The sequence below is a fragment of the Micromonospora profundi genome (genome assembly GCF_011927785.1).
Lineage (GTDB): Bacteria > Actinomycetota > Actinomycetes > Mycobacteriales > Micromonosporaceae > Micromonospora > Micromonospora profundi.
Map to the genome: position 1 here is coordinate 16,840 of NZ_JAATJK010000001.1, position 11,762 is coordinate 28,601.

6 protein-coding genes and 2 tRNA genes are annotated in these 11,762 nt (G+C 70.2%); 5 read left to right on the forward strand and 3 right to left on the reverse strand.

Going from position 1 to position 11,762, the window contains the following annotated elements; genetic code table 11:
* Positions 1-6: 6 nt before the first annotated feature.
* Positions 7-1,236 (reverse strand): zinc-dependent metalloprotease, encoded by a 1,230-nt coding sequence (locus F4558_RS00095; protein WP_167947134.1) that lies wholly within the window; start codon positions 1,234-1,236, stop codon positions 7-9.
* Positions 1,237-1,419: 183 nt separating this feature from the next.
* Here F4558_RS00095 and F4558_RS00100 point away from each other — a divergent pair, with 183 nt between their 5' ends.
* The 4 genes from F4558_RS00100 (at position 1,420) to F4558_RS00115 (ending at position 5,988) form a co-directional block, all read left to right on the forward strand.
* Complete coding sequence (locus tag F4558_RS00100; RefSeq protein WP_197281654.1) at positions 1,420-2,433, forward strand: YlbL family protein; 1,014 nt, start codon at positions 1,420-1,422, stop codon at positions 2,431-2,433.
* Between the two features lie 96 nt (positions 2,434-2,529).
* Complete coding sequence (locus tag F4558_RS00105) at positions 2,530-5,529, forward strand: UPF0182 family membrane protein (RefSeq protein WP_082377697.1); 3,000 nt, start codon at positions 2,530-2,532, stop codon at positions 5,527-5,529.
* A 188-nt stretch (positions 5,530-5,717) separates the two neighbouring features.
* A tRNA-Met gene (locus F4558_RS00110) sits at positions 5,718-5,791 on the forward strand.
* 123 nt (positions 5,792-5,914) lie between these two features.
* Positions 5,915-5,988, forward strand: a tRNA-Met gene (locus F4558_RS00115).
* Between the two features lie 108 nt (positions 5,989-6,096).
* On the opposite strand, the gene F4558_RS00120 is transcribed toward F4558_RS00115, so the two are convergent.
* The gene (locus tag F4558_RS00120; RefSeq protein ID WP_209273137.1) at positions 6,097-9,867 is read right to left on the reverse strand and encodes a S8 family serine peptidase; all 3,771 of its coding nucleotides are present in this window, start codon (positions 9,865-9,867) and stop codon (positions 6,097-6,099) included.
* 163 nt (positions 9,868-10,030) lie between these two features.
* On the opposite strand from F4558_RS00120, the gene F4558_RS00125 reads away from it, so the two are divergent.
* Entirely contained in the window at positions 10,031-10,279 is a 249-nt protein-coding gene (locus F4558_RS00125) for a hypothetical protein (RefSeq protein WP_053660335.1), read from the forward strand.
* 130 nt (positions 10,280-10,409) lie between these two features.
* Here the strand turns inward: F4558_RS00125 and F4558_RS00130 are convergent, their stop codons facing one another.
* Positions 10,410-11,741 (reverse strand): ABC transporter substrate-binding protein, encoded by a 1,332-nt coding sequence (locus F4558_RS00130; RefSeq protein WP_306273486.1) that lies wholly within the window; start codon positions 11,739-11,741, stop codon positions 10,410-10,412.
* Between the last annotated feature and the right edge of the window lie 21 nt (positions 11,742-11,762).

Consider the following 11,762-nt stretch of genomic DNA (forward strand, 5'->3'; position numbering starts at 1 on the left):
TGACTGTCAGTGCTTGGTGTCGTCGCCGTCGTCGGTGTCGTCGCCGTCGGCGGGCTGGCCCGGGGCCTGCTCCTTCGCGCCACCGGGTGCGGTGAAGTCGAAGTTGTCCAGCTCGCTCAGGTCCATGTCGTTCATCGCGAAGGCCACCGGGTCGGCGAAGTCGTCGTCGGACGGGAGCAGGTCCGGGTGGCCCCAGACGGCGTCCCGGCCTTCGATGCCGCGGTGTTCGGTGAGCGCGGCCCAGAGGGCCGCCGCCTCGCGCAGCCGGCGGGGGCGCAGCTCCAGACCGACGAGCGCGGCGAAGGTCTGCTCGGCGGGGCCACCCGCGGCGCGGCGACGCCGGAACGCCTCACCCAGCCGTACGACGTTGGGCAGCCGCTCGCTGGCGGCGCTGTCCACCACGTGGCACACCCAGCCCTCGACCAGGGCAAGCGCGGTTTCCAACCGGGCCAGCGAGGCCTTCTGCGCCGGGCTGTCCTCCGGGGTGAAGATGCCCTCCAGGGCGATCGCCTGCATCGACTCCGGGTCGGTCGGGTCGACCCGGCCCATCGCCTCCTCGATCGCCTCCCGGTTGACCCGGATGCCCGAGGCGTACATCTCGACGGCGCTGAGCACATGGCCGCGCAGCCACGGGACGTGCTGGAACAGCCGCTGGTGGGCGGCTTCGCGCAGCGCCACGTAGAGGCGTACCTCGTCTTCGGGCAGCTCCAGGCCCTCGCCGTACGCCCGGATGTTGGCCGGGATCAGCGCGGCCGTGCCCGCCGGGCCGAGCGGCAGCCCGATGTCGCCGGCGGAGAGCACCTCCGCGGCGAGCGAGCCGAGGGCCTGCCCCAACTGGCCGCCGAAGAGGGCGCCACCGAGGGTCGCCACCATCGACTGCATGGGGCCGAGCTGGGCGCGCGCCTCCGGCGGCACCAGGTCGCCCATCGCGCCTACCATCCGGCTGGCCACCGGGTCGCAGAGCTTGCGCCACACGTCGAGCGTCTTGAAGATCCACTCATTGCGGTTCCAGGCCACCGGGGTCTGGATGCCCGACGGCCACGACGACGCCGGCTCCAACCACAGGTCGGCCAGGCGCAACGCCTCCTCGACAGCGTTGCGCTCGTACGGCGACACTGCCGGGTCACCGGCGGCGGCGAGCTGGCTGGCTGCTACCTGCCGAGCCAGGTCCCAGTTGACCGGCCCGCTGCCCGGCGCGGAGAGCAGGTGCTGCAACTGCGACATGAACTGCTGCATCTGCGCGGGATCGTTGGGGTCTGGTGGTTGCCCACCCGGGAGCGCGAAACCGAACGGAATATCAGGCACGACGTCTACGGTACGCGGGCCGAGCCCCAGGTAGCCGCCGCTGGGGTTGCGCTGAGGGCGAAGTCGCGCGCGCATCGGGCAGCCCGGCTCCGGGAGATCGGTACGCTCTGGCGCATGAGACGTCGTGGCCTGACGGTCCTGCTCGGTGCCCTGTTCACCGCTCTGCTGAGCATCGGGGTGCTCCGGGTGCCGATCCCGTACGTGGTGCTCGGCCCCGGCCCGACGGTCAACACCCTGGGTACGGCCGACGGCAAGGAGGTCATCCAGATCACCGGGCGGGAGACCTCGACGTCGGCCGGGCAGCTTCGGCTGACGACTGTGGGGGTGCAGCCCACTGTGCGGCTGCGATCGGCGATCGCCGGCTGGTTCTCCGACGACGAGGCGGTGGTGCCGCGCGAGCTGGTGTATCCACCGGGGGAGTCGACGGAGCAGGTCGAGCAGCGCAACGCCGAGGACTTCAAGGTGTCGCAGACCAGCGCCGAGACCGCCGCGCTGCGCGAGTTGGGTTTCCCGGTGCAGGTGGTGGTCAAGACGGTGGCCGCGGACGGACCGTCCGCCGGTCTGCTGAAGGTCGGCGACATCGTCACGTCCGTCGACGGTCAGCCGGTGCCGGTGGCCGCGAAGCTCACCGAGCTGGTCCGGGCCAAGCCGGCCGGTACGGCCCTGACGATCGGCTACACCCGTGACGGCGTACCGGCCACCGCGAAGGTGACAAGTCGTGAGCAGGACGGTCGGCCGCGGATCGGTATCGAGATAGACCAGCAGCAACCGCACCCGTTCACGCTCAGCATCGACCTGGGTGACATCGGCGGTCCGAGTGCCGGCCTGATGTTCGCCCTGGGCATCGTGGACAAGCTGACGCCGGCGGACCTGACCGGCGGCAAAGTCATCGCCGGCACCGGCACCATCGACGACGAGGGCACCGTCGGCCCGATCGGCGGGATCGCCCAGAAGCTCGTCGGCGCGAAGCGTGCCGGGGCCAAGGCGTTCCTCGTTCCGGCGGACAACTGCGCCGAGGCGGTCCGCAATCCGCAGCCTGATCTGCCGCTTCTGCGGGTGGGTTCCCTCACCGAGGCGATGACCGCGCTGGAGACACTGCGTGCCGGAGGCCAGCCGACCCGCTGCTGACGCTCGTGACCGTGTCCCGACACGTTCAGGAACACCCCGTACTCTGGGTGCCTGGTCGGAGCCGATCACATCGAGCGTGCGGAGCCAACAGTGGTAATGCGTAGCAGCAGCCCCCTACCGAAGATGAGTAGGCGCGGACGCGTCACCATCGCCGTCCTGGTGGGGGTGTTCGTGCTCTTCACCCTGCTGGGCTGGGGCGTCCAGGCCTGGACGGACTGGCTCTGGTTCGACGAGGTGCGCTACACCGAGGTCTTCACAGGTGTGCTGTTCACCCGGCTGCTGCTCTTCCTCGCCATCGGTCTCGGTATGGCCGTCATCGTCGGTGGCAACCTCTGGCTGGCCCACCGTCTGCGCCCTCGGCTGCGTCCGCACTCGGTCGAGCAGGCCGCGCTGGAACGCTATCGCATGGTGCTCAGCCCGCGCCTCGGCACCTGGATCGCCCTGACCGCCGTGGTGATCGGCCTCTTCGCCGGCCTGTCGGCGCAGAGCCGGTGGAACCAGTGGCTGCTCTTCCGCAACGGTGGTGACTTCGGGATCAAGGACCCGGAGTTCGGGGTGGACATCGGCTTCTACGTCTTCCAGCTGCCGTTCTGGCGTTACCTGCTCGGCGTCGCCTTCACCGCTGTGGTGTTGGCCCTGATCGGTGCGCTGGCGGTGCACTACCTCTTCGGCGGGGTCCGCCTCCAGGGTGTCGGGGACCGGATGACGAACGCGGCCCGGGCTCACCTGAGCAGCCTGGTCGCGGCCTTCGTGCTGCTCAAGGCCGTCGCGTACGTGCTGGACCGGCGGGCGATGCTGCTGGAGTACAACGAGGGCGCCAAGCTGTACGGCGCCGGCTACGCCGACGTCAACGCGCTGCTGCCGGCGAAGGAGATCCTGGCGTACATCTCGATCGTGGTGGCCATCGCGATCATCGTGTTCTCCAACGCCTGGATGCGGAACCTGGTGTGGCCGGGCATCTCGCTCGCCCTGCTCGGTGTCTCCGCCGTGGCGATCGGCGGCATCTACCCCTGGGCGGTGCAGACCTTCGAGGTCAAGCCGAGCCTCAAGGACAAGGAAGCGCCGTACATCCAGCGCAGCATCGACGCGACCCGGGCGGCGTTCGGGCTGGGGGTCACCGAGACGACCCCGTACGCGGCGAACAACCTCACCCCACCGGCGAACCTGGCCACCGACACCTCCGTCGTGTCGAACGTGCGGCTGCTCGACCCGCAGTTGGTCAGCGAGACGTACACCCAGTTGCAGCAGGTGCGTGGCTTCTACGACTTCGGCCCCAAGCTGGACATCGACCGCTACGGCGTGAACGGGAAGGTCTCCGACTACGTGGTCGGCGTCCGGGAGATCAACTACGGCGAACTGACCGACCAGCAGAACACCTGGATCAACAGGCACACCGTCTACACCCACGGGTACGGCCTGGTGGCCGCCCCGGCCAACCAGGTGGTCTGCGGCGGGCAGCCGTTCTTCGTCTCGGGCTTCCTGGGCGAGCGGACCCAGGAGGCGTGCTCCTCGCAGACCGAGCAGATCCCGGCCAAGCAGCCGCGCATCTATTACGGCGAGCGGATGACGGCCGACGACTACGCGATCGTCGGCCAGTCCGACCCGAACAAGAAGGCCGAGTTCGACCGGCCGGTCGGTGAGGGTGGCGGCGAGTCCTACACCTACACCGGTGAGGGCGGCGTCGAGATCGGCTCCTTCGCCCGGCGGCTGCTCTACGCCATCAAGGAGCAGGAGACGAACTTCCTGCTCTCCGAGGCGGTCAACGAGGACTCCAAGCTGCTCTACGTGCGTAACCCGCGGGACCGGGTGGAGAAGGTCGCGCCGTTCCTCACCCTGGACGGCGACCCGTACCCGGCGGTGGTGGACGGTCGGGTGCAGTGGATCGTCGACGGCTACACCACGGCGGCCACCTACCCGTACGCCGAGCGCGTCAACCTGCAGACCGAGACCACCGACGAGCTGACCAACCGGGGCACCTTCCAGCTGGCCCGGGAGAACGTCAACTACATGCGCAACTCGGTGAAGGCCACCGTCGACGCGTACGACGGCACGGTGAAGCTCTACGAGTACGACGACACCGACCCGGTGCTCAAGGCGTGGAACAAGGCGTTCGGCGGTGACCTGGTGCTGCCGAAGGCGGACATCCCGGTCGAGCTGAGCGAGCACCTGCGCTACCCGGCGGACATGTTCAAGGTGCAGCGCAACCTGCTCACCAAGTTCCACGTGACCAACCCGGGCGACTTCTACTCCGCGCAGGACTTCTGGCAGGTGCCGAACGTGCCGGACGCTCCGGACAGCGGCCAGAAGCAGCCGCCGTACTACCTGTTCACCCAGTTCCCCGGGCAGGAGAGCCCTCGGTTCCAGCTCACCTCCGCGGTCACCCCGAACGGCAGGCAGAACCTGGCCGCGCTGATCTCCGGGTCGTACGTCGACGGGAAGCCCCGGCTGGAGGTGCTGGAGCTGCCGGACCAGACCCGGATCTCCGGTCCGGTGCAGGTGCACCAGCAGATGACAAACAACGCGAACATCCGTCAGCAGCTCAACCTGCTCTCCAGCAACCAGGCGCAGGTGCATTACGGCAACCTGCTCTCGCTGCCCTTCGCCGACGGCATGCTCTACGTCGAGCCGGTCTACGTGAAGAGCAACCAGCAGGACGCGTACCCGCTGTTGCAGAAGGTGCTGCTCTCCTACGGTGACGGCGGGTCCTTCGTGGCGCTGGCCGACAACATCAACGACGGCATCAAGCAGTTGGTCGAGCAGGGCAAGCGGGCTGGGCAGGCGACACCGCCGCCGACCACCGGAGGCAACCCGACGACGCCCACGCCCACGACGCCGCCTCCGACCAGTGGTGACGCGCCGCCGCTGACCGGTGATTTGGCAACCGCCGCGGAGCGGGTGCAGACCGCCATCACCGAGGTCCGGGCCGCGCAGACGTCCGGCGACTTCGAGCGGTACGGTCGCGCGCTCAAGGCGCTGGACGAGGCGCTCACCGCCTTCCAGCAGGCGCAGCAGGCCGCCAACCCTGCCGGTACGCCGGCGCCGAGCGGCAGCGCAGCGCCGCCGTCGCCGACCGGCAGCCCGGGTACGGGCGGCTGACCGCAGCCACCCGGAAAGCACCTCACGGAGCCCCCGCCATCCTTTTGATGGCGGGGGCTCCGCCGTGTCGGTACCCGATGCGTAGGGCGTCGATGGCTGACGAAGCCGCAGGTCAGAGGGGTCGACGGCGGCGGTATCGGAGTCGCTTTGCGGTGCCCCGGGTCGGTGCGCTACGGTTAGTGAACCGACGCGGGGTGGAGCAGCTCGGTAGCTCGCTGGGCTCATAACCCAGAGGTCGCAGGTTCAAATCCTGTCCCCGCTACGAGAAAGAAAGCCCGTTTCCGGTTCGCCGGAGGCGGGCTTTCGACATTCCGGAGATCTGGCGTCCGGTCGGAGGACCCCGCCGATCATCGTCAAAAGGGATGGGTTAGGGTTAACCAGTCGACGCGGGGTGGAGCAGCTCGGTAGCTCGCTGGGCTCATAACCCAGAGGTCGCAGGTTCAAATCCTGTCCCCGCTACGAAAGAGAAAGCCCGTTTCCGGTTCGCCGGAGGCGGGCTTTCTCGTTCCCGCGTGGTCTTCCGTCAGCCCGTGGAGGGGCCGGTGCCCACCGGCCCCTCCACGGATGTCACCTGAGGCCGAAGGCCCGCATGACGGTCTGGGTGACGCCGCCGCCGTTGCGCTGTGTGGCGGTGACGCGGATGGAAACGAAGGCCGAACGGTGCGGCGCGTTCAGCGTCGCCTTCCAGGTGCCCTTGTGCTCCTTCAGGGCCTGCCGCTGCCAGGTGCGGCCGTCGTCGTAGGAGACCTCCAGGCCGAGCGAGGACACCCCGTCCTTCGCGGCGGTGCTGCCCACCACGACCGGCGTGATGGCGAGGTCGGTCCTGCGCGTCGCGCGGCCCGCCAGGTCCAGGTCCGTCCCGTAGTCCAACTGCACGAGCGGGATCGCCTGTACGCCGTCGGTGGCGCCCGAGAGGAAGGTCCAGTCGGTGCGCGTGGTGGTGGAGTACGGGCTGTAGGCGGGGTTGCCCTCCGTCTCGACGACAAGCCGGTACGGCAGCTTCTGCGGTGACAGGTCACCGGCGTAGAACTCCGGCCAGCCTTCGAGCTGACTGACCTGCCTGTCGCCCTGGTAGAGCGAGACCCGTTGCCGCATGCTGGCACCGCCGCTGTGCGCGGCACCCGCGTCGCCGAACGCCTGGATGTAGGCGCTGATCCCGCCCTCACCGCGGAACGGGATGTCGTAGGTGAGCAGGCGTGGCCGCGTGATGGGGCCGAACCACCTGTCCTTCTGGACACTGCCCGGCCGGTAGGCGATCTCGTCAGTGTTCGACCGCGCCCAGTTGAGCACGTCGACGTACTGCTTCCACCTGATGCCCGCGCCAGCGGAGACCCAGTCGGTACGCGGACCCGGGGCTACCTGCCGGAACGGGAACGGGCGGGCCGCAGCCCACTCGTACGGCGGGAAGTCGACGCGCATCTCGGCGGAGAGTTGACCCGGCGGCGGGGCGAACTCGGTGTCGATCCGCGCGAGGTCGCCGCGACCCGTCTTGGCCGACGGGTCGTTCGGCACCCCGCCCCTGTGGTAGTCGACCAGGTCGTACAGGTATGCCGGCGAGGGGTGGGCGGTGACGCTGAGCCGTACGCCCTTCCGGCCGGAGTCGGTGATCTTCTGGATCAGGGCTTCGCCCTCGCCCCGGACCAGCGTGGCGACCGGGAGCGCACCGGTCGGCGTACCGTCGGGGTTTCCGTACCATCCGCTGCTGCGGCCCTCACCGTCGTTGACCACCAGGAGCAGCGCGGCGCCGGCGGCCAGCGCCGCCGCCACCTGGTCGGTGGGGGTCACGGCGTCGCTGTCGCGTACGACCACCGCCTTGCCACGGGCGGACAGGCCTGCGTAGTCGGCCTTCGTGCCGGTGCCGGCGAAGACGGCGTCCAGGCGCGACGTGCCGTCGGGCATCGGTCGGGACCCGGGCTGCACGAGGGGGTCACCGACGCGGCGGCCGTTGTGGACGATCTCCAGTGGCGTCTGCTCGGCCCGGATCCGGGTGGTGAGGACGAAGCTGCCCTTCCTGACCTTGCCCTTTGTCGGCAGAGCCCACAGGCTGTCGTAGACGGTGCCGGGCCAGAACGTCTCCCGCAGCGCGCTCGTGTCGCTGGGCGTCGGCTCCTCGGACGTGAACGAGCGGTAGACGTCGATGCGGCTGTTGGTGACGGCTGTCGGCTGGGGGGTCGCCACCTTGACCTGCCGGGCCTTGGCGGCGTCGAGCACGACGACCCGGTTGGTCGTCAGGTCCACCTCGGGGGCGGTGAGCATCGCGAGCCCGAGGGAGTGGGCGCCGTGCAGACCCTCCACGTCGGCGGCGGCGACGACCGCGTAGGAGCCGGGCGTCCAGCGGCTGGTGAGCGTGCCGTCCCGTACCCACATGAACGTGGAACCACCGTCGGCGCTGACGATCTCGACCTCGCCGCTCATGGGTCGGCCGGCGCGGTCCTTCAGGTGGATGGTGAGGTCGTACTTCTCGGATTCCACTGCGACACCGATGGCCGTGTGCACCTCACCGCCGGCGTGGCGGGCCACGACCTGGGCGGAGTACCTGCCGGCGGTGAGTCCTGCCGGGTCCACCACGACGTCGACAGTCGAGGTCGCCCGGGCCGCGACGGTGACCCGGCCGGTGCCCGCCGTGAACGTCGTCGCCGGAGAGTCGCCACGATCAACCGACAGGTCCAACGTGATGGGACTGTCAGTGGTGTTGGTGTAGGTGATCTTCCGGCTGGTGCGTTGCGGCGGTGCGTCGGTCGGTGACGCGACGAGGCCGGCGTCCACCGACCCGGACGCGATGATCTGGTCCTGGTGGTAGGCGGCGGCCACGTTCAGCCTGCCGCTGCCGGCCCGGTAGGCGTCGTAGCCGGGCGTACGCACGCTGGTGCCCATCAGGGCGTCCTTGATCTGCTGCGGGCTCCACGTGGGGTGTTTCTGGGCCAGCAGGACGGCAGCCCCGGCGACGTGGGGCGCGGCCATCGAGGTGCCGCTGTCCGCCCGGTAGAAGCCTTCACCCCAGGGGAGGTGCTGCGAGCGCGCCGCCAGCACGTCCACGCCGGGTGCGGTCATGTCGGGCTTCAGGGCTCCGTCGATCATGCGGGGGCCGGCGCTGGAGAAGTCGGCCAACCGGTCCGAGCCGTCGACAGCGCCGATGGTGAGCGCGGCGTCCGCGGTCCCCGGCGCCCCGATGGTGTACGGGTCGGGTCCGCTGTTACCCGCGGAGACGACGAAGAGCGCGCCGGTCTCGGCGGTCAGTTGGGTGAGGGACTGGCTCAGCGGGTCGTCCTGGGTGTGCCAGGCGCTGACCCCCAGACTCATGTTGATCACCTTGGCGCGTTCGGTACGCGCCGCCCATTCCATCCCCGCGATGATCCCGGAGATCGACCCGCCTCCGTTGCTGTCGAGGACCTTGCCGATCACCAGGTCGGCACCGGGGGCGACTCCCTGTTCCCTGCCGCCGGAGGCGGCGCCCGTTCCGGCGACGGTGGAGGCGGTGTGGGTGCCGTGCCCGTTGCGGTCGACGATGTCCTCGCCCGGGATGAAGCTGCGGGACGCCACCACGCGGTTGGCGAGATCCGGGTGGGTCGTATCGACTCCGGTGTCCAGGACAGCGACCCGGACGCCCTTGCCGGTACCTCCTGCCGCCCACGCTGCCGGGGCACCGACCTGCGCTGTCGTGTCGGCGAGAGCCGCCGTCGCCCTGCCGTCGAGCCACACCTTTTCCACGCCGGCCGCGAACGAGGGGGTCGCGGTGCCGGCGGACCGGCCTGTCGACGACGTACCTGCGGATGGCGCGTCGCCGGTGAGGGCCGACCAGAAGTCGGCGGACTGCGCCCGGCGGGTGCGGATCGCCTCGCCACGGACGGAGGGCAGCTCCAGTGTGGTCTCCGCGCCCGGCAGGGCGGTGCTGGCCCGGCGGTTGGCCGCACCCGACTCGCGGGTGACGATCAGAGGCAGCGTGCTGCTCCGTGCGTCGTCGAAGCCCTGGGCGACGAGGTCGGTGACGTCGAAGAGTTGCTTGTCGAGCTGCCCGGTGGCGAGGTAGGGCAGCGCCTCGTCGGGGTACACGTAGGTGTCCCCGTCCTCGGTGGCGACGCGTACCGAGCCGGTGGCACCCGGCGCGCGTGCCACGTCCACTGTGGGCGGCGTCCCGTCGCGTCCCGGCGTCATCGTCACCTTGTCGCCGGTGATCAGCGTGACCGTGACGGGAGCACCGTGTGCGGTGCCGGTCGTGGCCGGTGGAGCCGTCGGCGGGGGCGCGGGGGCGCTGTGGGCCGCAGTGGGGGTGACCAGAGCGGCGACGACTGTGACGCCTACCGCTGCTGCCGCAGATCTTCGGGGGAGAGAGAGCCGCACAGATCCTCCAGAGTTGAACGTTGATCAGATTCGATCACCTCCGTGATTCATATAAAGATCACCTTCTTTGCCGGGAGGTTGCCGGATCGTCGCGTACGGCCGGCCCGGTCCGGCTTTCGGGGGCCTGCGTGCCGAGGTTGCACCCTTCGGGGAGGATGGGCGCATGTCTTCCTTTGGTAGGTGGTGGGGCCGGCTCGGCGCGGTCCTCGGTACGGTCGTGCTGACGGTGTTCGTGCCCGTCGCGGCCTGGGCGTCCACAGGCACCGGCGAGATCGTGGTGGAGGCCGCTCGGCGGCGGTCCCGAGGCGGCTTCGGCTTCATCGGCCTGCTCTGCTGCCTCGTGGTGGTGGCGATCATCGTGTTCCTGCTGCTGCGCCTGATGCGTGGTCGCCGTGGAGGCCCGCCGCGCTGACCCCGTTCACCCGGGCGACGGCCTGCGGTCGCCGAGCCCCGCTGGCGCACTCAGCGGCGCAGGCCGATGCCGCCTGACCGGGTGCGGATGTCAGCTCGACGCCGGGCGGCGCTGCGGGACCGCCCGGCGGTCACGCCGCCAGCGCGGCGTTGGCCAGGGAGAGGAATCGTGAGGTGGCCGCGCGCGTGCCGGCCCGCCCGCCGCGGATGCTCTCCGCGGCGGTGACAAGCAGCGAACGTACCTTCGCGTGGCCCATCGGCGGCGGCGCGGGTGCGGGCCCGAGCTGGTCTGCGATGCTGGCGCCGAACGCGGCGGCGCGCTGCTGAGCCGGGTCGGTGATGCTGCCCTCGGTGTAACGGCGTACGGGGATGCTGGCGTTGAGGCCGCGTTCGTGGCCGAGAACCGTGCCGGCCTCGCCGTTCGTGGTCAGGAAATTGATCACGTCGATGACGGTGTCCGGGTGGCGGGTGCCGCGGAACGCGGACCAGTACATCGACGCCCTCGCCCACTGCGAGCCCGGAGGGCCGGGGATGCCCACCACGCCCAGCTCCGCATCGGTGAGCCGTTGCAGGTCCGGTAGCTGGTGGGACCAGGCGAAGGACGCGGCGGTCAACCCGGTGACCACCAGTTGCCGGGCCGGCTCTCCGCTGTCGGACTGCTCCACGAGGGCCGCGCCAGGAGTGGCCCGCCCTGCCCGTGCCCGCTGCCACAGCTCGAACCAGGCGATCAGTTCGTCGGCGCCGAAGCCCATCTGTCGTCCCCGATAGAACTCGCCGCCCTGCGAACGCAACCACAACCAGAAGGCGCGGTAGTCGCCGGACGCGTCGACCGTACCGGCCACCTGGCCGTCACTGGCCTCGGTGACCTCTGTGGCCCAGGCGATGTAGTCCGCCCAGGACATTCCGCCGCGCGGCTCGGGCACCCGCAGTTCGCGCAGCAGGTCACGGTTGAAGACCACGGCCCCGAGGGTCTGCCCGGCGGCCACCCCCATCGTCCGGCCGTCCACGGTGCCGGAGCGGACGAGACCGTCCGGCAGACCGCCCAGGTCCAACCGGCGGTCGGCGACACTGTCGGTGAGGTCGAGAACGATCTCGCGCTCGGCGTACTCGGCAAGCACGGCGTCGTCGACCTGGATCAGATCCGGAATGTTGCCGCCGGCAGCCTGCGTGGCCAGCCGGTCGTAGTAGCCGTCGGCGCCCTGCCAGGTGACGCGGAAGGTGACCCGGGGGTTGCGCTCCGAGTAGAGCCGCAGAGCCTTCTCGGTCAACTCGGCCCGCTTCTGCCCGCCCCACCAGAAGACCGACAGCTCGACAGGCCCGTCCTCGGCCGACGTGGTGGATTCGTCGGTACACCCGGCCAGCCCGCCGGTGACCAGCAGGGGAGCGCCGAGCAGCGCGCTGAGCAGACGGCGCCGGCCCGGGTCCGCGCCGAGGCGGTCGATCGGCTGTCGAACAACGGGCACGGGGTCTCCTGGTACCTGCGG

What these genes read in the sequence shown, in the direction of transcription:
- F4558_RS00095 (WP_167947134.1), bottom strand. Translation starts at nt 1,236, where the DNA reads ATGCAGCAGTTCATGTCGCAGTTGCAGCACCTGCTCTCCGCGCCGGGC.
- F4558_RS00100 (WP_197281654.1), top strand. Translation starts at nt 1,420, where the DNA reads ATGAGACGTCGTGGCCTGACGGTCCTGCTCGGTGCCCTGTTCACCGCT.
- F4558_RS00105 (WP_082377697.1), top strand. Translation starts at nt 2,530, where the DNA reads ATGCGTAGCAGCAGCCCCCTACCGAAGATGAGTAGGCGCGGACGCGTC.
- F4558_RS00125 (WP_053660335.1), top strand. Translation starts at nt 10,031, where the DNA reads ATGTCTTCCTTTGGTAGGTGGTGGGGCCGGCTCGGCGCGGTCCTCGGT.